Here is a 20861-nt window from a genome sequence, read left to right as displayed (position 1 = left end):
GACTGACAGACCATGACAGCCACCGCCCCGCACTTCGGGCCGCCCCCGTCCGTATCCGCCATACGCCGGCCGCTCGCAGCGGCCGGGCTCCTCGCCGCTCTCGTCGGCGTGGTGTTCGGTCTGCTGCTGGCGGTCGCGGGTCCCGCGTCGGCTCACGCCGCGCTCACCGGGAGCGATCCGCAGGACGGGGCGGTGGTCGACACCGCACCCAAGCAGGTCACGCTGACCTTCTCCGAGCAGGTCGCCGTGGGCGAGGGCTCCATCCGGATCCTGGACCCCAACGGCAAGCGCGCCGACACCGAGGCCGCCCCGCTCGATCTGCACAGCGGCTCCACCGTGAAATACGGCGTCGCCCTGCACACCGGTCTCCCCGACGGCACGTACACCGTCGCCTGGCAGGCCGTCTCCGCCGACAGCCATCCGGTCTCCGGTGCCTTCACCTTCTCCATCGGCGCCCCCTCGGAGACCAGCGTCGCCCTCCCGGACAACGAGGCCGGGGGCGGCCTCGTCGGCACCCTCTACGGGATCGCGCGCTACGCCGCGTACGCCGGCTTCATCGTGCTCGCGGGCGGCGCCGCCTTCGTGCTGGCCTGCTGGCAGCGCGGGGCGGGCGCGCGCCCGCTGCAACGCCTCGTGGTGCGCGGCTGGATGACCATCACCGCGGCCACGCTCGCCATGCTGCTGCTGCGCAACCCGTACACCGGTTCCGGAAAGCTCGCGGACGCCTTCGACCTCGACGGGCTGAAGGCGGTCCTCGACACGAAACCCGGCGCCGCACTCGTCTCCCGGCTGCTGCTGCTCGGCGCCAGTGCGCTGTTCGTCGCCGTGCTGTTCGGGGCGTACGCGAAGCGCGAGGACGAGCGCGAGAAGAAGGACCTCACCTTCGGCCTCGCCATCGGCGGCGCGGTCATCGCCGCCGGGATCGCCGGGACGTGGGCCCTCGCCGAGCACGCGTCGACCGGCATCCAGCCGGGGATCGCCATGCCCGTCGACGTGCTCCACCTGCTGGCCGTGGCGACCTGGCTGGGCGGACTCGCGGCCCTGCTGGTCGCGCTGTACCGCACCCCTGACGTCACCGCCGACGCCGTACGACGCTTCTCCCGGATCGCGTTCGGCAGTGTCCTCGTGGTCGCCGCCACCGGGATCTACCAGTCCTGGCGTCAGCTCGGCTCCTGGTCCGCGCTCACCGATACCGGGTACGGGCAGCTGCTGCTGGTGAAGGTGGGGCTCGTCGCGGTCCTCGTCGGGGTCGCGTCGTTCTCACGCCGGTGGACGGGAAGGCTGGCGACCGACACGGGGGCAAAGGCGACGGACGAGACGGCTGTGACGGCTGCGGCGCCGGTGGCGGAGGCCGAGACCGAGGCCACCGCCGAGGCCCTGTCCACGCCCACGCCCACGCCCACGGCCACGGCCACGGCCACGGCCACGCCCACGCCGAAGCCGGAGTCGGAGTCGCAGGACCCGGCGCGGGCCGTTCAGCTCGCCCGCCAGCAGGCCGCCGTGGCAACCGCCGAGAAGAAGAGGGTGCGTGATGCCGACCCAGAGCGCTCCGGCCTCCGCCGCTCGGTGCTGGCCGAAGTCGGCGTCGCGGTGGCCCTGCTGGCGGTGACCACCATCCTGACCTCGACCGAGCCCGGCCGTACCGAGGAGGAGGCGGCCCGTACGTCCAGCGCGGCCGCCGCCCCCGCGGCGAGCGGTCCCGTCAACCTCACGCTGCCCTTCGACACCGGCGGCAAGAACGGCAAGGGCACGGTCCGGATGGACATCGACCCCGGCCGTACCGGGACCAACGTGCTCCACCTCTGGATCGACGACGCCGGCGGGAAGGCCATGGACGTCCCCGAGGTGAAGCTCGCCCTCACCCTGAAGTCCAAGGACATCGGCCCCCTTCCGGTGGTCCCGGTCCGGCTGACCGAGGGGCACTGGACAGCCACCGGCGTCCAGATCCCGATCGCGGGCGACTGGAACGTCTCGGCCACCGTGCGGACGTCGGACATCGACCAGACGACGGTCGACAAGAACGTGAAGATCGGCTGAGCAGGATCGTGAACGGAAACCCTTCAAACACTTCAAACACTTCGAACCCCTCGGACGCCTCAAGCAGCTCGCGTACTTCCAGCAGCTCGAAAGGTTCCAGCAGCTCGCGTACTTCCAGCAGCTCGAAAGGCTCAGGCAGCTCGAAGGGTTCAGGCAGCGCAATCAACGGAACCGGCTCACCCGCCGGCGGTCCCGGGACCGCCGGTACCCTCTCCCGGCGACGGCTGCTCGGCACCGCGGGCGTGGCCGGGGCAACCGGGCTGGTGCTCGGGGCGGCGGGCGGTGCGGCCGGCTACGCCGCGACGCGGGACGAGGCGCCGACCGCGCTGACCTCCGTCGGCTCCTCCGAGGTGATGTTTCACGGGAAACATCAGCCGGGGATCACCACCCCGCTCCAGGCGAGCGGCCATCTCATCGCCTTCGACCTGGCCCCCGGTGCGGGCCGGAAGGAGGCGGCCGCCCTGATGCGCCGCTGGTCCACGGTCGCGCAGCGGCTGATGGCCGGCGAGCCCACCGCCGGTGGCGCGGCGGACGGCACGGGGCACGACACCGGCATCGCGCTGGATGCCGGGCCGTCCTCGCTGACCGTCACCTTCGGCTTCGGGGCCACATTCTTCGAACGCACGGGCCTGGTCGGCCGTCGGCCACCGGGGCTCGACCCGCTGCCACCGTTCTCCGCCGACCACCTCGACAGCGCCCGCTCCAACGGCGATCTCTGGGTGCAGATCGGCGCCGACGACGCACTCGTCACGTTCCACGCGCTGCGGGCCGTACAGAAGGAGGCCGGTTCGACGGCCACCGTGCGCTGGCAGATGAACGGCTTCAACCGCACCCCCGGAGCCACCGCCAAGCCGATGACCGCCCGCAATCTGATGGGCCAGATCGACGGCACCGGTAACCCGAAACCGGCCGACAGCGACTTCGACCGTCGTGTCTTCGTCCCGTCCGGCGCCGGTGACGCGACGTACGAATGGCTGGCCGGCGGCTCGTACGCGGTCGTCCGGCGGATCAGGATGCTGCTCGACGACTGGGAGAAGCTCCCGGTCGAGCGTCAGGAACGGGTCATCGGCAGGCGCAAGGCGGACGGCGCCCCCCTGAGCGGCGGCACAGAGACCACCGACATGGATCTCGACAAGGCGGGCCCCGACGGCAAACTCCTGATCCCCGACAACGCACACGCCCGGATCTCCTCCCCCGAGCGCAACAGCGGAGCGGCCATGCTCCGCCGCCCGTTCTCGTACCACGACGGCATCGCCGCGGACGGCACCCCGGACGCCGGACTGCTGTTCATCTGCTGGCAGGCGGATCCGCTGCGGGGCTTCGTGCCGGTGCAGCGCAAACTCGACCGGGGAGACGCCCTGTCGCCGTTCCTCCGGCACGAGGCGAGCGGCCTCTTCGCGGTGCCGGGCGGTGCGGCGGCCGGGGAGTACGTGGGCCAGCGGTTGCTGGAGTCCTGAGCCGGTACGGCGCGTTGGTCCTGGAGTCCTGAGCCATCACGGCGCATTAGGGTGACGGTATGTCCGCCACGCGCTACGCCTATCTCGGCCCCGAAGGCACCTTCACCGAGGTCGCCCTCCGTACGCTCCCGGAAGCCGCCACTCGTGAGCTCGTCCCGATGGTCTCCGTGCCGGCGGCCCTGGACGCGGTGCGGAACGGCACGGCCGCTGCGGCGCTCGTCCCGATCGAGAACTCCGTCGAGGGCGGCATCACCACCACCCTCGACCAGCTGACCAGCGGTGAACCGCTGATGATCTACCGCGAGGTGCTGCTCTCCATCACCTTCGCGCTGCTCGTACGCCCCGGTACCAAGCTGTCCGACGTCAAGACGGTCACCGCTCACCCGGCCGCACAGCCGCAGGTGCGCAACTGGATGGCCGCCCATCTCCCGCAGGCCGTATGGGAGTCGGCGGCGTCCAACGCGGACGGTGCGCGGCTCGTGCAGGAGGGGCGGTACGACGCCGCCTTCGCGGGTGAGTTCGCCGCGGCGACGTACGGGCTCGAACCGCTGGTGACCGAGATCCACGACGCGGAGAACGCCCAGACCCGTTTCGTGCTGGTGGGCCGCCCGGCCCGGCCGGCGGCGCCGACCGGTGCGGACAAGACGTCGGTGGTCATCTGGCTGGGCGACGACCATCCCGGTGCGCTGCTCGAACTGCTCCAGGAGTTCGCGGTGCGCGGGGTGAACCTGATGCTGATCCAGTCCCGGCCGACGGGCGCGGGCATCGGGAACTACTGCTTCGCGGTGGACGCCGAGGGGCATATCTCCGACCGCCGGGTGGGCGAGGCGCTGATGGGGCTCAAGCGGATCTGCCCGAACGTCCGCTTCCTCGGCTCGTACCCGCGGGCCGGAGTGACGCCGGCGGAGGTGCGCCCGTTGCGTGCGGGTACGTCGGACGCGGAGTTCACGGTGGCCTCGGACTGGCTGGCCCGTAGCCAGGATGGGCGTGCCTGACGGCCCTCGGCCTGTCGCACCCGTACGCCCTCGGGCCCCTGCCCTTCCGCGCTCTTCCACGTGCCCGCTCTTCCGGTGCGATCAGCGGATTGTCACCACAGGAAAAGTTATCCACAGGGGCGAGTCTCGACCTGGGGACAAGTCGACACCGCAACGCGACATGGTCGACAAATCGCCCCAGTCCGCTCAGACCCATCCACAGGCCGGCAGGACGTCAGCTGTCACCCCAATTCCATTGATCAACTCTTTAGAGCGAGCAATTCCCACCCGAACGAGCGTGCAGGGCGGGTTTGAAGCGGGATTCCGTGAGCCTTCGCGCCACTTTCGGAATGATCTCCTCCATGTCCACAGATCTTCCTCACAGCCTGTGGATAACTTTTGAGAACCACTCCTCCCTGTGGACAAGCGACGGCCAACTCGCCTTCCGGGCAAGGCTGATACGTCAAGACCCATGAACCCATCCGCCCCATTTAGGGGAATAGGGCCTCTTTATTGACGCCACCGTCCAAACGCCCACCACGGATTCCTCCCCAGCATTACCAATACCGGCAATTCGGGCAAAGTGACACGCTTGTCCATATCGGTTCGAGCTACGGAAGCCGACACCGGTAGCCTGGAGGGGTGATTGACCTTCGCCTGCTTCGTGAGGACCCCGACCGTGTTCGCGCCTCCCAGCGCGCCCGTGGAGAGGACGTCGCACTCGTCGACGCCCTTCTCTCCGCCGACGAGCGGCGCAGGTCGTCCGGGGTTCGGTTCGACGAACTCCGTTCCGAGCAGAAATCGCTCGGCAAGCTCATCCCCAAGGCCTCTCCGGAGGAGCGCGCCGAGCTCCTGAAGAAGGCTGAGCAGCTCAAGGCCGACGTCAAGGCGGCCGACGCGACGCAGGGTGAGGCCGACGAGGAGACCAAGTCCCTGCTGCTGCGGCTCGGCAACATCGTCCACGCGGACGTGCCGGTCGGCGGCGAGGAGGACTTCGTCGTCCTGGAGACGCACGGCACCATCCGCGACTTCGGCGCCGAGGGCTTCGAGCCCAAGGACCACCTGGAGCTCGGCGAGGCGCTCGGCGCGATCGACATGGAGCGCGGCGCCAAGGTGTCCGGCTCGCGCTTCTACTACCTGACGGGCGTCGGCGCACTGCTGGAGCTCGCCCTCGTGAACGCGGCGATCGCCCAGGCCACCGAGGCCGGCTTCATCCCGATGCTCACCCCGGCGCTGGTCCGCCCGCGCGCCATGGAGGGCACCGGCTTCCTCGGCCAGGCCTCGGAGAACGTGTACCACCTGGAGAAGGACGACTTCTACCTGGTCGGCACCTCCGAGGTACCGCTCGCGGCGTACCACATGGACGAGATCATCGACGCGGACAAGCTGCCGCTGCGCTACGCCGGCTTCTCGCCGTGCTTCCGCCGCGAGGCCGGTACGTACGGCAAGGACACCCGTGGCATCTTCCGGGTCCACCAGTTCGACAAGGTCGAGATGTTCTCCTACGTCGACCCGGCGGACGCCCAGGCCGAGCACCAGCGCCTGCTGGACTGGGAGAAGCAGTGGCTCACCGCTCTCGGGCTGCCCTTCCAGGTGATCGATGTCGCCACCGGCGACCTGGGGGCCTCGGCCTCCAGGAAGTTCGACTGCGAGGCGTGGATCCCGACCCAGGGCAAGTACCGCGAGCTGACCTCCGCGTCCAACTGCGACGGTTTCCAGGCCCGCCGGCTCTCCGTCCGGATGCGTGACACCCGCGACGGCAAGAAGGTGCTCCAGCCGCTGTCCACGCTGAACGGCACGCTCTGCGCCGTGCCGCGCACCATCGTGGCGATCCTGGAGAACCACCAGCTGGCCGACGGTTCGGTACGGGTGCCCGAGGTGCTCCGTCCGTACCTGGGCGGGCGTGAGGTCCTGGAGCCGGTCGCCAAGTGACCTTCCCCTACAAGCTCGTCGCGACCGACCTCGACGGGACCCTGCTGCGCGGGGATGACACGGTCTCCGGGCGCACGCGTGAGGCACTGGCCGCGGTCACCGCGGCCGGCGCCGCGCACATCATCGTCACCGGCCGGGCGGTCCCGTGGACCCGGCACATCCTGGACGACCTGGGCTACGAGGGCCTCGCGGTCTGCGGCCAGGGCGCACAGGTCTACCACGCGGGCGAGCACAAGCTGCTGACCTCGCTGACGCTGGACCGGCAGCTCGCCGGTCTCGCACTGTCCAAGATCGAGGCGGAGGTCGGTCCGCTGGCGCTGGCGGCCAGCCGCGACGGGCTGGACGGCGAGGTGCTGGTCGGTCCGGGCTACCGCGTGCAGGAGGGTCCGCTGCCGGCCCTCTTCGTGCAGGACCCGGCCGAGATGTGGGCAGCCCCGCTCAACAAGGTGTACGTCCAGCACCCGGATCTGGACGACGACGCACTGGCGAAGGCCGCGCGAGCGGCGGTCGGCAATCTGGTCGACGTGGTCATGGCCGGCCCCGGGGTCGTGGAGATCCTGCCGCTCGGGCTCAGCAAGGCCACCGGCCTCTCGCTGGCCGCGCGCCGGCTGGGTGTGAAGGCGGCGGACACGATCGCCTTCGGTGACATGCCGAACGACATCCCGATGTTCGCCTGGTCACGGCACGGTGTGGCGATGGCCAACGCGCACGAGGATCTCAAGGCCGTGGCCCACGAGGTCACCGCGTCGAACGAGGACGACGGGATCGCCGTGGTGCTGGAGCAGTTGCTCCAGCAGTCTTAGGGGCCGGCTGCCCGAGGCGGAGGATGCGCGGATCGAACGCGCGCGGGGGTTTTCCCCGACGACGGCTTAGCAAGCCGCTGCCTTACCACTCGGCCAATCCTCCGGGGAAGGGCGGCCGCGCGCGATGCGCGGGAAGCGGCCGCCCCGGCGTGCTGCGCGAAGCGGCTCGGCGGAGCAGTCCCTGATGACTACTTCGCGGCCCGCTCGGGCACGCTCTGCCGGGAGCTCGACGGACTCGGACTCTCGGTCATCGCCGCGCTCCTCTCCCGGTCTGTGGTGCCGTTCCCGGCGGGTGCCGTACCGCCTACTGTGCCGCGCACCCGATGCCCGGTGCCACCCATTTACGGGCGGCGGTGCCGCGTGGCACCGGACATCAGGGGTCTCAGCGGCTCCTGTTGCGGCGGCTCAGATCCTTCAGCCCGCGCACCAGCTCGTCCATCCTCTCGTCGAGCCGGACGATGTCCTCGGACACCCCGCCCAGCCGCACGCTCATGGCGCCGACCACCTGCTGGGTGACCTCGAGCCTCCGGTCGAGGCTGTCGAGCCGGAACGACATCCGGCTGAGGACGGGCCCCAGTTCCTGGAGAGCGGTGCCGACTCCGGCCAGGCAGCTTTCGACCCGGGTGACGCGGTGTTCGAGCGAGGCGTATCCCGCCCGCAGGTCCTGCTCGGCGTCGAGAAGGTACGTACGGACGCAGCGCGCGATGTCGCTGTCGCGGAGCAGCATCGCGACGTTGAGGACGGTCCTGCGGGTGTGGATACGGAGCTGCGTGGCCGCCTGTGGATAACTTTCCGCCTGCTCATCTCCCCATAGCGACATCATGTCGCTATGGAAAGAGCGCAGATCAGAGCCGCGCAGCACTCGCATCCCATTCTCGATGAGCTCGCTCTGATGGCGATCGGTGAGCCTCCTGACCGAGGCTGTGGATACTTCGAAGTACCGGGCCACGTCCTCGGTGCGGACATGGATTCCGTCCGGGAGCATGACAAGGCTCTTCACCTTGTCGAGAGCGTCGACGCGCTCCATCTGCTCGACGCGCAGCGCGCGCGATTCGAGCAGGGCGATTTCCGTGGGCATGAGCATGCCTTCCGATCGTGAAAGCGACGGGGGGACGGCCCTCTCCCCGGGCTCAGGGGCGGAGGACGCTCACAGGTGCCACTTGCTCAATGGCCGACCCGATGGGTGTCGCCCGTAGGCGCGTCCCACGGCATCGGCATTCCCCGAATTCACGAAAGCTCGACGTCACGGATTCCAGTTGCCTCCACGCATCCGGAACAACGACCCGATATCCGTACAGTTACGCGTAATACTGTCTGACATACGACAACCCCCCGTCCATCGGACGGGGGGTTGTCGTATCGCAGGGTCTCTGTGCTCACTCCTCGCCGGCGAGCTTCAGGGTGCGCAGCTTCTGGCCCGCGTACCAGGTCGCCGCCACGGTGACCACGATCAACAGGACCGTCGCGAGAGGCAGTCCGACGTCGGAGGTGATGGCGCCGCCCCCGCCGACCTTCTCGGCCAGCGCGAGCGACCACTGCTGGACGCTGAGCGTGCGCGCGCCGGAGACCAGGCTGCCGAAGAGGGCCTCCCACACCAGCGCGTAGACGAGTCCGAGGACCACCGCGTGCCGGCTGATCGTGCCCAGGAGCAGGAACAGCGCGCTGTAGGCGATCGAGGCGACCAGGGCGGCGATCGTGTAGGCCACCGCGATCTGCTGGCCGTTGCCGTTGAGGATCAGACCGGCGATCAGGGTCGGCACCGCCGAGAACACCATCGTCACGGCGACGGCCACGATCAGCTTGGTGAAGATGATCGTCGGCCGCGTCACCGGCTTGGCCAGCAGATAGACGATCGAGCCGTCGTCGATCTCCGGACCGATGGCGCCCGTTCCGGCGATCACGCCGATCAGCGGCACCATGGTGGCGATGGCGAAACCGCCCAGCACATCCGAGGCGACCTGGTCATCGGCCCCGGCGAACATGCGTACCGCCACGGCGATGACCACCAGCAGTGCGGGCAGGATGAAGAGGATGGCGGCCCGGCGCCGACCGAGCAGCGCCCGGTAGGTGAGCCGGGCGACTGTGGGGTCGTACATGACGCTTCACAGCTCCTTATCGGCCACTACTCAGGCCGCTACGAGATAGGAAAAGACCGATTCGAGGGATTCGTCGGACGGCGAAACGGTCAGCAGCCGGATGCCCTGTTCGCGTGCCACCTTCGGCAGCAGCGTGGTGAAGCGTACGAAGTCGACCGCCTGGATGCGCAGGGCCTGTTCGCTCAGGTCCACTTCGATCCCGGCCGTCGAGGGGTCGGCGATGAGCGCGGCGGCGAGCGCGCGGTCGTCGCTGGACCGTACGAGATAGCGGTGCGGGCGGTCGGTCATCAGCCGGCGGATCTTCCGGAAGTCACCGGACGCCGCGTGCCGTCCGGCCACGATCACCTCGATGTGCGAGGCGAGTTGCTCGACCTCTTCGAGGATGTGGGAGGAGAAGAGCACCGTGCGGCCCTCTTCTCCCATCCGTCGCAGCAGTTCCATCAGCTGCATCCGCTGGCGCGGGTCCATCCCGTTGAACGGCTCGTCGAGCAGCAGCACGGACGGGTCGTGAACCAGGGCCGAGGCCATCTTCACGCGCTGGCGCATGCCCTTGCTGTACGTCGAGATCTTGCGGTCCTGCGCGTACTCCATCTGGACCGTGGCCAGCGAGACAGCTGCCTCGGCGGCGCCGAGACCGTGCAGTTCCGCGTTGGCGACCACGAATTCGCGGCCGGTCAGGAAGTCGTACATGCCCTCCCGCTCGGGCACGATGCCGATCGCGCGGTACACGGCCTCGTTCCGCCAGATCGCCTTGCCGTCGAGCGTGACCGTGCCCGTCGACGGGGCGAGGAATCCGGCCATCATGTTGATCAGCGTGGACTTGCCGGCACCGTTGGGACCCAGCAGACCGGTGACGCCCGGCCCCACGGTCATGCTCACGTCGTTGACGGCGACCACATTGCCGAACCAGCGGGAGGTGTGGTCGATCTCGATGGTGGTCACAGCCCGACCCTCCGGTAGCGGCGCATCAGTACGGCGTACGAGCCGGCGACGAGCGCGAGAACAACGATCAGATAGACCACACCGGCGCCGGCTCCCGGGCCTTCCCCTCCGGGGAAGGCGGAGGTGGCCCCGAGGAACGCGGTCTGCACACCGTCGATCAACGTGATCGGGGAGAACAGCCCCAGCCACGGGACGGCTCCGGTGGACCCCGTCGACCAGGCGATGCCCTGGATGGTGGAGACGGCACCGTAGGAGATGGTGAGCACGGCGATCACGGCGGCGACGCCGAAGCCCCGGCGCGGGGTGAGCGCGGCCATGACCAGGCCGAGACCGGCGAAGAGCACGGAGAGCAGCGCCACCGACACCATTCCCTGGGCGAACCACTTGGTCTGGTCGCCGAAGTCGAACTTCGCCAGCAGTGCGCCGGCGTAGAGGATGACGAGCGGCGCGCCGGTGAGCACGAAGAGCGCGGAGGCCATGGCGGCGAACTTGGCGATGACGTAGTCGCCGCGCTCGATCGGCCGGGAGAAGTACAGCGGCACGCTCTTGAAGCGGAGGTCCCTGGAGACCGACTGCGGTGCCTGCGAGGCGAGGAACAGCCCGATGACCGCCTGGAGGAAGATCGCATACGAGGTGTACTTGACCGGCAGCTTCGTCGAGTCGGGGATGTTGATGGCCACGGCCACGATGATCGCGGCGACCAGGCACATCACGCCGAACAGCAGCATGGGCAGCACCTTGGACTTGACCGAACGGCCGAGCCCGAAGGAACCCCGCAGGGACTGCGAGTAGAGGGAGCGCCGGGCGTACGCCCGGCCGAGGCGCGGGCCGTCGTAGGCGCGGTAGCCGATGTTGTGGATCCGGGAGGTCTCGCTCCCGATCGCGGCGCCGGTCTCAGTGCTCATCGCTACCGCTCCCCTTCTGCTGTACGGCCCCGGCGGCCACGGGCGCGGTCTGCGCCACGACCTGCGCCGCCGGTGCCTCTTCGGTACGGAAGACCTCGGCGATGTGGTGGCGTCGCTGTTCCATCCGGACGAGACCAAGGCCCAGGCCGGCGACGCTGTCGCGGACGATGTCGTACGTCTCCTCGCCGGTCGCCTCGATCAGCAGGATGTGGCCCGCCCCCGGCAGCCCCTCCGTGTCCAGGCCGTCGAGACCCACCAGCTTGATCCCCGTGTCCGTGAGGGCGCGGCGCAGCGCGTCGGTCCCATTGGGGTGGGTGTCGCTGTCGGTGACCTCCACCGCGAGGGTCGTGGTGATCTGGGTGAAGTCGCTGGTGGAGCTGGAACGCAGGAGCGCTCCGCCGTCGATGACGACGACGTGGTCGCAGGTGCGTTCCAGTTCGCCCAGGAGGTGCGAGGTGACCAGGACCGAGATGCCGAAGTCGGTGTGCACCCGCCGGATCAGGCTGAGCATCTCGTCGCGGCCGACCGGGTCGAGGCCGTTGGTCGGCTCGTCCAGGAGGACCAGCTGCGGGTCGTGGACCAGGGCCTGGGCCAGCTTCACCCGCTGTTTCATACCGGTCGAATAGCCGCCGATGGGGCGGTAGCGCTCCTCGTACAGGCCGACGTGGCGCAGGGTGTCCGCGGTGCGTTCGCGTGCCGCGGTGGGCGGCAGTCCGGACATCCGGGCCATGTGGACGACGAACTCGGTGGCCGAGACGTCGGGCGGCAGGCAGTCGTGCTCGGGCATGTAGCCGACCCGTTCCCGGATGGCGGCGCCGCTGGTCGAGACATCGAGCCCGAGCACCGCGGCCCGGCCCTCGGTGGCGGGAGACAGACCCAGCAGGATCTTGATCAACGTGGACTTGCCGGCTCCGTTGGCGCCCACCAGTCCGGTCACACCGGGGCCGATGTCCAAGGAGAGCCGGTCAAGTGCGGTTACCCGGGGGAACCGCTTGCTCAGGCTTTCGGTCGCAATGACAGTCACGTCATTGACCGTAGTGGCGCGGGCCACACCGGTCGTCAGACCTGACGGCTGGATTCTCGTCAGACTCCAGATGTACGGACCCGTAGGGGGACCCCGTCAAGGAGGAGGCCGGTCCCCTGGTCCGCACCCGGTCCGCACCCGGTCCCGGCCGTCGCGCCGGGTGCTCGCGCGGAGTTGTCCACAGGTCCGGCGCACCTCTTGACGTAGCCGCCGGACATTGTCACATTCATCAGTGTCACGTTACGGGCACGTACCGCACACGGCAGGGAACGGACGGTGGCATGGCCTCGCGAGTGAACGACGAACGGGCCCCGGATCTGGCGGGGTTCAGAGACGTGCAGCGTCTCGCGTACGCCTGCGCGGAAGCGGTCGCCGCCCGTCTGAGGCCGGGGGTGACCGAGCGGGACGCGGCCCGGATGCAGCGCGAGTGGCTGCGTCAGCGCGGGGTGCGGGACTGGTTCCACCTTCCCTTCGCCTGGTTCGGGGACCGCACGGCGTTCGCCGGCTTCAAGGTGCCGCTGCAGTTCTTCCCGACGGACCGGCAGCTGGAGCCGGGGATGCCGTTCATCCTCGACATGGCCCCGGTGTACAAGGGATTCACCGCGGACATCGGCTACTCGGGCTGCCTGGGGCTGAACCCCCTGCACGACAGGCTGCTCGCCGATCTTGAGGTCCACCGCGAGCTGATCCTTTGCGAGGTGCGCGAGCGGCGCCCGCTGCGCGAGATATACGAGGACGTGGAGCGCCTGATGATCAGGCAGGGCTATGCCAACCGGCACCGCGCGTACCCCTTCGGCGTCATCGCCCACAAGGTCGACCGCGTGGCCGAACGCCGTTGGTCGCCCCACGTGTTCGGGTTCGGCACCCAGTCGCTCAAGGGGCTGCTGAGTGACGCGGTGCACGGGCACCGGGACGGCTGGTCGCCGCTCTGGAGTCCGTACCGCTTCTCCGACCATCCTCCGCAGCCGGGCCTGTGGGCGGTCGAACCCCATCTCGGATTCCGGGGTACCGGCGCGAAGTTCGAGGAGATCCTGGTCGTCACCGACTCACGGGACCCCGAGCAGAGCGCCTTCTGGCTGGACGAGGATCTGCCGCATGTGCGGCGCTGGGCCGAGGAGAGGGTGGCGGCATGAGTCTGCGGGATCTGCCGGGGGCGCGCGAGCGCCGGGTGGCCACGGGCGGTATCGAGCTGTGCGTCGTCGAGCTGGGTGAGGAGACGCGTCCGACGATCGTGCTCGTGCACGGCTACCCGGACAGCAAGGAGGTCTGGACGCAGGTCGCCCGGCAGCTGGCCGAACAGTGGCACGTCGTGCTGTACGACGTGCGCGGTCACGGCGGTTCGACGGCGCCCGTCCCGCTGCGCGGCGGCTTCACCCTGGAGAAGCTGACCGACGACTTCCTGGCCGTCGTCGACGCGGTGAGCCCGGACCGGCCGGTCCATGTGGTCGGGCACGACTGGGGCTCCGTCCAGGCCTGGGAGTTCGCGACGGTCAGCCGCACGGAGGGCCGGATCGCTTCCTTCACCTCGATGTCCGGCCCCTCCCTGGACCACTTCGGGCACTGGATCAAGCAGCGGATGGCCCGGCCCACTCCGCGCCGGGTGGGCCAGCTGCTGGGCCAGGGCGCCAAGTCCTGGTACGTGTACATGCTGCATACCCCAGTGCTGCCGGAGCTCGCCTGGCGCGGCCCGCTCGGCAAGCGGTGGCCCGGCATCCTGGAGCGGCTGGAGAAGGTGCCGCCGGGCGACTACCCGACGGCGTCCCTGCCCGACGACGCGGCGCACGGGGCCTGGCTCTACCGCGACAACGTCCGGTCCCGGATGCGCAGGCCGCGCGCCGATGCCTACGCGCATGTGCCGGTCCAGCTGATCACGCCGACCGGCGACATCTTCCTGTCGCAGCAGCTCTACGACGACCTCGAGTCCTGGGTACCGCAGTTGACCCGCCGCTCACTGCCGGCCAAGCACTGGGTACCGCGCACCAGGCCCGACCAGCTGGCCTCCTGGATCAATGAGTTCGCCACCGCCAACGAGGAGGCACTGCGGGGCGGCGTCCCGGTGCGGGACACCGCGCCGAAGGGTGCGTACGCGGACCGGTTCGGCGGACAGCTCGTCCTGGTGACGGGCGCAGCCGGCGGCATCGGCCGGGCCACCGCCTTCGCCTTCGCGGAAGCGGGCGCCCGGGTGGTGGCCGTGGACCGGGATGCGGACGGTGCGGCCCGAACGGCGGAGCTGGCCCGGCTGATAGGCGCACCGGCCGCCTGGGCGGAGACGGTCGACGTCAGCGACGAGCAGGCCATGGAGAAGCTGGCCGAGAAGGTCGCCGTCAAGTACGGGATCGTCGACGTGCTGGTCAACAACGCGGGGATCGGGCTGTCCGGCTCGTTCCTGGAAACCACCGCAGAGGACTGGAAGCACGTCCTGGACGTCAACCTCTGGGGTGTCATCCACGGCTGCCGGCTCTTCGGCAAGCAGATGGCCGAGCGCGGGCAGGGCGGTCACATCGTCAACACCGCCTCCGCTGCGGCGTATCAGCCGTCGCGGGCGCTTCCCGCGTACAGCACGTCGAAGGCCGCCGTGCTGATGCTCAGCGAATGCCTGCGCGCCGAGCTCGCGGAGAAGTCGATCGGGGTCAGTGCGGTCTGCCCCGGCATCGTCAACACGAACATCACGGCGACCACGCATTTCGCCGGGACGGACGCGGCGGAGGAGCAGCGGCTGCGGAAACGGACGAGCAAGCTGTACGGGGTGCGCAACTACCCGCCGGAGAAAGTCGCGGAGGCGATCCTGCGGGCGGTGGTCCGCAACCAGGCCGTGGTCCCGGTGACGCCGGAGTCCCATGCCGCCCGGTTGCTGTCCCGGGTCAGCCCCGGGGTGCTGCGCGGCATCGCCCGGCTGAAGCCGCCGCTGTGAGCGGGGCGGGGCCGTCGCCTGCCGGGCGGACGGGCGCGGAGTACCGGATCGAGGACCTGGCACATGCCAGCGGGGCCACGGTCCGCACGATCCGCGCCTACCAGGACCGCGGGCTGCTGCCGACCCCGGAGCGGCGGGGCCGGGCCAACGTGTACCGGGACACCCATCTCGCCCGGCTCCGGCAGATCGCCGATCTGCTCGACCGCGGCTACACCCTGGCCAGCATCAAGGAGTTGCTGGAGGCGTGGGACACGGGCCGCGGGCTCGGCGGGGTGCTCGGGCTCGTCGCCGAGGTGCACGGGCCGTGGACCGACGAGCGGGCGGACCGGATCACCCGGGCCGAGCTGGAGGTGAAGTTCGGCGGCACCTCCGACGACCGGGCCGTCGCCGAGGCGGTGGACCTCGGCGTGCTCGAACCGATTCCCGGACGCGACGACGAGTTCCTGGTGCCGAGCCCCCAAGAGCTGGCGGTCGCGGTGGAGTTGTACGCGGCGGGTGTGCCGCTCAGCGCGATCTCCGGGCATCTGAGGGAGCTTCGGGGTCAGGTCGAGCAGATAGCCTCCCGTTTCCTGGAGTTCACCACGGAGCATGTTTTCGCCCGCTATCTCGGCCATCGGCCGCCGACGGACGCGGACGCGGCCGAGGCCGCCTCGATGGTGCGCAGGCTCCGCCCGCTTGCCCAGCAGACGGTGGACGCCGAACTCGCGCGGGCGATGCGGACGTTCGCGCCGCGCCATCTGGAGCACCATCTCGCCTCGGAGGAGACCATCACCACGGGTCTCGTGGTGCATCCGCCAGTGCCGGTGGCCCTGCCGACCTCGACAATCAAGGCCGTCGAGAGGCTGGTTGGCCGGGATCACGCTGCTGCCTTCGTCACCGCAGCCACTGAACGTGAGGTACAAGCACGAGCATTGGATACTCTTGCCTCATCTCACGCCAAGGTGGAGCAAATTGACCAAATAGACTAAATCGCACGCCACTTGTCCACAGAATCGTCAAAATACCTGTGGATAACCCGAGTTGGCTGTGGATCAAACCTGTGGACAAAAATTGCTGCTGTGAATCCCGGGAGAATCCGGATGCGCCGGTGACCGCGCCGCGGGCACTCTGGACGGATGGATGAAAGACGCACCGTCAAGGTGTCGAAGTACCTCTCGAAACACCTGCGGCATCAGCCCGAACGGATCGGCCTCCAGCTCGACGCACACGGCTGGGTGGCCATCGACGAGCTGCTCCGGGCCACGGCACGCCACCGCTTCCCGCTCACCCGCGCCGAGCTCGACCACGTCGTCGCCTCCAACGACAAGCAGCGCTTCGCCGTCGAGGGCGACCGCATCCGGGCCAGCCAGGGGCACACCGTGGAAGTGGACCTGGACCTGCCCCCGGCCGAGCCGCCCGCGTACCTCTATCACGGCACGGTCGGCCGGTTCCTGGACGCGATCCGGAGCGAGGGCCTGCGGCCGATGAACCGCACCCACGTCCACCTCTCGCCGGACCGTGAGACGGCGACCCGTGTCGGGGCCCGGCGCGGCAGGCCCGTCGTGCTGTCGGTGGACACCGGCGCGATGCACCTGGCCGGCCACACCTTCTGCGTCAGCGCCAACGGGGTCTGGCTCACCGCCGCGGTGCCCCCGGAGTTCCTGCGCCTGCCCGGCTGACCCGGGAGCGCGTCCTTGTCCGGCGCACACCGTGCCGTCGCCCACGGCACCCACGTGGCCTGACCGGTCGCCGGAAAGGCGACACGTAGGGTCGGGGCATGAGCCTGCGCCTGAGCACCGTGATCCTCCCCGTAGACCGATGGCACGAGGGGGGTCGCGCGAAGTGGCAGCGAGCCGAGGAGCTCGGGTTCCACGCCGCGTACACCTACGACCACCTCTCCTGGCGCACCTTCCGCGACGGCCCTTGGTTCGGCGCCCTGCCCACCCTCACGGCCGCCGCCACAGCGACTGAGCGCCTCCGCCTGGGCACCCTCGTCACCTCCCCGAACTTCCGCCACCCCGTGACACTCGCCAAGGAACTGATCTCTCTCGACGACATCTCCGACGGGCGGATCACCCTGGGCATCGGGGCGGGCGGCAACGGATTCGACGCGACGGCGCTGGGGCAGGAGGCGTGGACGCCGCGTGAGCGCGCGGACCGCTTCGGCGAGTTCGTACCGCTGCTCGACCGGCTGCTCACCGAGGGCGCGGTGACGCAGGAGGGGACCTTCTACTCGGCGGTCGAGGCGCGGAACATCCCGGGCTGTGTGCAGCGGCCCCGGCTGCCCTTCGCGGTGGCGGCCACCGGACCGCGCGGGCTGAAGCTGGCCGCCCGGTACGGACAGGCCTGGGTGACGACCGGGGACCCGAAGCTGTTCGAGGAGGGGACTCCGGAGCAGTCGGTGGCCGCGCTGCGCGGCCAGGTGGAGCGGCTCGGCGCGGCCTGCGCCGCGATCGGCCGGGACGCCGCGCCGCTGGACAAGGTCCTGCTCATGGGCTTCACCCCGGACCGCAACCGTCCGCTGGAATCTGTCGACGCGTTCGTCGACTTCGCGGGCCGCCACCGCGACCTCGGCTTCACCGAGCTCGTGCTCCACTGGCCCATCCCGGACTCGGACTTCGCGACCGACGAGGGAGACTTCGAGAAGATCGCGATCGAGGCGCTCGGCCAGCTCCGTTGACGGATGCATCGTTGACGGGCGGCTGACGGACGCGCTGGAGGGGGCGCGGGGGACGGCTCCGGCGGTCACTCTGCCGAGGTCGTGATCCACCAGTGACGGCCGGCGCCGGGTGCTGATGCCGTCGCGGTCACCACACCAGGTGACCGCGTCGATCCGTTCCGGCGTCGGCGGCTCCTGCGGGTCGGCCCATCCGAGGGGTCAGGTGTGCGGAGAGCCGGGTGCGCGGAGAGCTTCGGCGGAACGCCGATCGCCTGGCATATGCCAGAGGGATGTTCCCTGCTCAGGCGCGTGCGTACTCAGATGTGCGCCCCTACGCACGCCCGTGCACCCGGGTGCGCGAGAATGAGGCGGTGACCTCAGCTACCGATTCCCCTCTTCCTGCCGCTCCCCGGCTGATCGCCACCGACCTGGACGGCACCCTCCTGCGCGACGACAAGACCGTCTCGGACCGTACGGTCGCGGCGCTGGCCGCCGCCGAGGAGGCCGGGATCGAGGTCTTCTTCGTCACCGGCCGGCCCGCCCGCTGGATGGATGTCGTCAGCGACCACGTCCACGGCCACGGCCTGGCGATCTGCGCCAACGGCGCCGCCGTCGCCGACCTGCACGACGGGGGCAGGCTGCTGAAGGTCCGCGCCCTGGAACGGGAGACCGCCCTCGACGTCGTGCACACCCTGCGCGCGGCCGCCCCCGGCACCTCCTTCGCCGTCGAACTGGCCACCGGTATCCACTACGAGTCGGACTACCCGCCCTTCCACCTCGATCCCGGCGCCACCGTGGCGGCCGCTGAGAAGCTGCTCCACGAGGAGGCGCCGGGCACCGGCGCACCCGTGCTCAAGCTCCTCGCCCACCACGGCGAGCTGACCCCGGACGACTTCCTCGCGCTGGCCCGTACCGCCGCGGGCGACCGGGCCTCTTTTACCCGGTCCAGCCCGACCGCCCTCCTGGAGGTCAGCGGACCGGGCGTCTCCAAGGCCAGCACGCTGGAACTCTGCTGCGCCGAGCGCGGCATCTCCCCCGCCGAGGTCGTCGCGTTCGGGGACATGCCCAACGACGTGGAGATGCTGAGCTGGGCCGGCGCCTCGTACGCGATGGGCAATGCCCACCCCGCCGCCGTGGCGGCGGCCACCGGACGTACGGCCACCAACAACGAGGACGGCGTGGCGATCGTCATCGAGCGGCTCATCGCCGAGCGGTCCCTGTCCCGCACCCAGCGCTGAGCCGAGCCGGGCCGGCCCACGCGCGTACCGACGCCGCCTCGCGACGCCGCTGCGGGCGGCGTGACCCGCGCGGTGTCAGAGCGGTGCCTGCCACACCACCGTCGTACCGCCGCCGTCCTCCCCGAGTCCGGGCCCGAACCAGCTGGCCCCGCCGAGCGACTCCGCCCGGCGGGCCAGGTTCCGGAGCCCGCTGCGCCTGCCGCCCGGCTGGATGCCCACACCGTCGTCGGCGACCGTGAGCCGTACCGCGTCCCGCCCGTCGGGAAGCGTGGCGGTCGCGTCCACGACCACGTCGATCCGGGACGCGACGGCGTGCCGGAAGGCGTTCGACAGCGCCTCGCGCAGCGCCGCGATCAGGTTCTTGCCGGTCAGCTCGCCGACCCCGGAGTCGACCGGTCCGAGGAAGCGGTGTGACGGTTTGAAGCCCAGCGGGACCGCCGCCATGTTGATCTCGCGCAGCACCCGCGTGCGCAGCCCGGACGGCGCCTCGGCCGGCTCCTGCTGCAACGCGAAGATCGCGGTACGGATCTCCTGGATGGTCACGTCCAGCTCGTCGACCGCCCGGCCCACGCCGGTCTGCACCTCCGGGACGGCCGACCGGCGCTGAGCGCTCTCCAGCATCATCCCGGTGGCGAACAGCCGCTGAATGACCAGGTCGTGCAGGTCCCGGGCGATCCGGTCGCGGTCCTCGTAGACCGCGAGCCGTTCCCGGTCCCGCTGTGCCTCGGCCATCATCAGCGCGAGCGCGGCCTGCGAGGCGAACTGGGCGGCGAGGGTCCGCTCCGTCTCGGTGAACGGCCGGCCGCCCCTGGCCCGGGGGGTGGCGAGCGCGCCGAGCACCCGGCCCCCGCTGTGCAGCGGGAGCAGCATGCTCGGTCCGAACCGGTCCGCCAGCCTCGTGGTCACGCGGGGGTCGGTGGCCGAGTCGTCCACGAAGACGGCCTCGCCACTCAGCAGGGTCGCCACGATCGGGCTCTGCGCCGGGATGATCAGCCCGAGCGCCGCGACCGGCTCCTCCGCGGACACGGCGACGATCTCCAGGCCCCCTTCCTCGGCCGGCAGCAGCACGATCCCGGCGTCGGAGGCGGCGAGATGGCGGGCCTGTTCGGCGACGACCGCGAGCGCGTCGTCGGCGTCCCCGCCGGAGAGCAGGGCGGTGGTGACGGCGACCGAGCCGTCGATCCACCGCTCACGCTGCCGGGCTGCCTCGTACAGCCGGGCATTGCCGATGGCGATGCCCGCCTCGGTGGCCAGCACCCGCACCATGTGCAGGTCGTAGTCGGTGAACTCGCCCCCGCCGTCCTTCTCGGCCAGATAGAGATTGCCGAAGATCTCGCCCTGCACCCGGATCGGTACGCCGAGGAAGGTCCGCATCGGGGGGTGGCCCGGCGGAAATCCGGCGCACCGCGGATCGGTCGTCAGATCGGTGAGCCGTATGGGGCGGGGGTCGTGGATCAGAGCGCCGAGCAGACCCCGCCGGCCGTCGGGCCGGTGGCCGATCTCGTTCACCACCGGCTCCGGGACTCCGTAGATGACGAAGTCCGAGAGCCCTTTGCCCTCCTCGTCCACGACGCCGATGGCCGCGTAGCGGGCGTGGGCCAGTTCGGCCGCCGTCTCGCAGATCCGGTCGAGGGTGGTGTGCAGTTCGAGCCCGGTGCCGACGGAGCGCATGGCTTCGAGCAGCTGCGGTACGCGGGCGGTGAGTTCGGTGGACAGGCCTTGCAGGCTGCGGGCCGCCTCCGTCGCGGCTTCGAGCGAGTCCTTCGGGTGCGACGAGTCCTTCGGGTGCGGGTGCTTCGGGTGCGGGTGCTTCGGGCCCTGCTCTGACATACCCAGAGAGTAGTTAGTCCCTTTTGTTGGGGAAAGTCGAGAGCCGGTTCGGACACCTCGGACCCGGACACCTC

The 20861-nt window shown here is 70.2% G+C and carries 17 protein-coding genes and 1 tRNA gene; 11 read left to right on the top strand and 7 right to left on the bottom strand.

All coding sequences use genetic code 11. The annotated features are described in order from the left end of the window. Window positions 1-12: 12 nt before the first annotated feature. The 5 genes from ACIO3R_RS23400 (at window position 13) to ACIO3R_RS23380 (ending at window position 7203) form a co-directional block, all read left to right on the top strand. The gene (locus ACIO3R_RS23400; RefSeq protein ID WP_402108349.1) at window positions 13-2037 is read left to right on the top strand and encodes a copper resistance CopC/CopD family protein; all 2025 of its coding nucleotides are present in this window, start codon (window positions 13-15) and stop codon (window positions 2035-2037) included. Between the two features lie 161 nt (window positions 2038-2198). Beyond that, window positions 2199-3494 carry an iron uptake transporter deferrochelatase/peroxidase subunit gene (gene efeB, locus ACIO3R_RS23395; RefSeq protein ID WP_402108424.1) on the top strand — a complete coding sequence of 432 codons (1296 nt, stop codon included), beginning with the start codon at window positions 2199-2201 and terminating at the stop codon, window positions 3492-3494. Between the two features lie 59 nt (window positions 3495-3553). Further along, window positions 3554-4489 (top strand): prephenate dehydratase, encoded by a 936-nt coding sequence (gene pheA / locus ACIO3R_RS23390; RefSeq protein WP_385027819.1) that lies wholly within the window; start codon window positions 3554-3556, stop codon window positions 4487-4489. 621 nt (window positions 4490-5110) lie between these two features. After that, window positions 5111-6400 (top strand): serine--tRNA ligase, encoded by a 1290-nt coding sequence (gene serS / locus ACIO3R_RS23385; RefSeq protein WP_385027822.1) that lies wholly within the window; start codon window positions 5111-5113, stop codon window positions 6398-6400. Continuing rightward, the gene (locus tag ACIO3R_RS23380) at window positions 6397-7203 is read left to right on the top strand and encodes an HAD family hydrolase (RefSeq protein WP_385027825.1); all 807 of its coding nucleotides are present in this window, start codon (window positions 6397-6399) and stop codon (window positions 7201-7203) included. The genes serS and ACIO3R_RS23380 overlap by 4 nt, the downstream gene beginning before the upstream one ends. Window positions 7204-7220: 17 nt before the next feature. On the opposite strand, the gene ACIO3R_RS23375 is transcribed toward ACIO3R_RS23380, so the two are convergent. From ACIO3R_RS23375 to ACIO3R_RS23350, 6 genes are all read right to left on the bottom strand, one after another. Next, a tRNA-Ser gene (locus tag ACIO3R_RS23375) sits at window positions 7221-7306 on the bottom strand. Between the two features lie 279 nt (window positions 7307-7585). Continuing rightward, complete coding sequence (locus ACIO3R_RS23370; RefSeq protein ID WP_385027900.1) at window positions 7586-8281, bottom strand: hypothetical protein; 696 nt, start codon at window positions 8279-8281, stop codon at window positions 7586-7588. 298 nt (window positions 8282-8579) lie between these two features. After that, window positions 8580-9299, bottom strand: coding sequence for an ABC transporter permease (locus ACIO3R_RS23365; RefSeq protein WP_385027828.1), 720 nt, complete (start codon window positions 9297-9299; stop codon window positions 8580-8582). 30 nt (window positions 9300-9329) lie between these two features. After that, on the bottom strand, window positions 9330-10241 hold the full coding sequence (locus ACIO3R_RS23360; protein ID WP_385027831.1) for an ABC transporter ATP-binding protein: 912 nt from the start codon (window positions 10239-10241) through the stop codon (window positions 9330-9332). Then, entirely contained in the window at window positions 10238-11146 is a 909-nt protein-coding gene (locus ACIO3R_RS23355) for an ABC transporter permease (protein ID WP_402108344.1), read from the bottom strand. The genes ACIO3R_RS23360 and ACIO3R_RS23355 overlap by 4 nt, the downstream gene beginning before the upstream one ends. After that, window positions 11136-12170 carry an ABC transporter ATP-binding protein gene (locus ACIO3R_RS23350; protein ID WP_385027837.1) on the bottom strand — a complete coding sequence of 345 codons (1035 nt, stop codon included), beginning with the start codon at window positions 12168-12170 and terminating at the stop codon, window positions 11136-11138. Before ACIO3R_RS23350 ends, ACIO3R_RS23355 begins: the two co-directional genes overlap by 11 nt. A gap of 281 nt (window positions 12171-12451) precedes the next feature. Here ACIO3R_RS23350 and ACIO3R_RS23345 point away from each other — a divergent pair, with 281 nt between their 5' ends. The 6 genes from ACIO3R_RS23345 to ACIO3R_RS23320 all read left to right on the top strand — a co-directional run bounded on the left by ACIO3R_RS23345 (window position 12452) and on the right by ACIO3R_RS23320 (window position 18957). Beyond that, the gene (locus ACIO3R_RS23345) at window positions 12452-13303 is read left to right on the top strand and encodes a M24 family metallopeptidase (protein ID WP_402108341.1); all 852 of its coding nucleotides are present in this window, start codon (window positions 12452-12454) and stop codon (window positions 13301-13303) included. Next, entirely contained in the window at window positions 13300-15081 is a 1782-nt protein-coding gene (locus ACIO3R_RS23340) for an SDR family oxidoreductase (protein WP_402108339.1), read from the top strand. Before ACIO3R_RS23345 ends, ACIO3R_RS23340 begins: the two co-directional genes overlap by 4 nt. Further along, on the top strand, window positions 15078-16049 hold the full coding sequence (locus tag ACIO3R_RS23335) for a MerR family transcriptional regulator (RefSeq protein WP_402108335.1): 972 nt from the start codon (window positions 15078-15080) through the stop codon (window positions 16047-16049). The genes ACIO3R_RS23340 and ACIO3R_RS23335 overlap by 4 nt, the downstream gene beginning before the upstream one ends. Window positions 16050-16196: 147 nt before the next feature. After that, complete coding sequence (locus tag ACIO3R_RS23330) at window positions 16197-16739, top strand: RNA 2'-phosphotransferase (protein WP_385027849.1); 543 nt, start codon at window positions 16197-16199, stop codon at window positions 16737-16739. A 98-nt stretch (window positions 16740-16837) separates the two neighbouring features. Continuing rightward, on the top strand, window positions 16838-17740 hold the full coding sequence (locus ACIO3R_RS23325) for an LLM class flavin-dependent oxidoreductase (protein ID WP_402108332.1): 903 nt from the start codon (window positions 16838-16840) through the stop codon (window positions 17738-17740). 350 nt (window positions 17741-18090) lie between these two features. Further along, the gene (locus tag ACIO3R_RS23320; RefSeq protein WP_402108330.1) at window positions 18091-18957 is read left to right on the top strand and encodes a Cof-type HAD-IIB family hydrolase; all 867 of its coding nucleotides are present in this window, start codon (window positions 18091-18093) and stop codon (window positions 18955-18957) included. Window positions 18958-19032: 75 nt separating this feature from the next. Here the strand turns inward: ACIO3R_RS23320 and ACIO3R_RS23315 are convergent, their stop codons facing one another. Further along, window positions 19033-20787, bottom strand: coding sequence for a GAF domain-containing sensor histidine kinase (locus ACIO3R_RS23315; protein ID WP_402108327.1), 1755 nt, complete (start codon window positions 20785-20787; stop codon window positions 19033-19035). Window positions 20788-20861 lie beyond the last annotated feature (74 nt).

Origin of the sequence: Streptomyces sp. NPDC087428, assembly GCF_044744085.1 — a bacterium.
Taxonomy (GTDB): Bacteria; Actinomycetota; Actinomycetes; order Streptomycetales; family Streptomycetaceae; genus Streptomyces.
Note: the sequence above shows the minus strand (reverse complement) of the source record. Positions and strands in the feature narration are given on the sequence as shown.

Bases quoted from the DNA above. Each gene is read 5' to 3' on its own strand.
- ACIO3R_RS23400 (WP_402108349.1), top strand. From the start codon at position 13: ATGACAGCCACCGCCCCGCACTTCGGGCCGCCCCCGTCCGTATCCGCC.
- pheA (WP_385027819.1), top strand. From the start codon at position 3,554: ATGTCCGCCACGCGCTACGCCTATCTCGGCCCCGAAGGCACCTTCACC.
- ACIO3R_RS23370 (WP_385027900.1), bottom strand. From the start codon at position 8,281: ATGCCCACGGAAATCGCCCTGCTCGAATCGCGCGCGCTGCGCGTCGAG.
- ACIO3R_RS23365 (WP_385027828.1), bottom strand. From the start codon at position 9,299: ATGTACGACCCCACAGTCGCCCGGCTCACCTACCGGGCGCTGCTCGGT.
- ACIO3R_RS23355 (WP_402108344.1), bottom strand. From the start codon at position 11,146: ATGAGCACTGAGACCGGCGCCGCGATCGGGAGCGAGACCTCCCGGATC.
- ACIO3R_RS23345 (WP_402108341.1), top strand. From the start codon at position 12,452: ATGGCCTCGCGAGTGAACGACGAACGGGCCCCGGATCTGGCGGGGTTC.
- ACIO3R_RS23340 (WP_402108339.1), top strand. From the start codon at position 13,300: ATGAGTCTGCGGGATCTGCCGGGGGCGCGCGAGCGCCGGGTGGCCACG.
- ACIO3R_RS23330 (WP_385027849.1), top strand. From the start codon at position 16,197: ATGGATGAAAGACGCACCGTCAAGGTGTCGAAGTACCTCTCGAAACAC.
- ACIO3R_RS23325 (WP_402108332.1), top strand. From the start codon at position 16,838: ATGAGCCTGCGCCTGAGCACCGTGATCCTCCCCGTAGACCGATGGCAC.
- ACIO3R_RS23315 (WP_402108327.1), bottom strand. From the start codon at position 20,787: ATGTCAGAGCAGGGCCCGAAGCACCCGCACCCGAAGCACCCGCACCCG.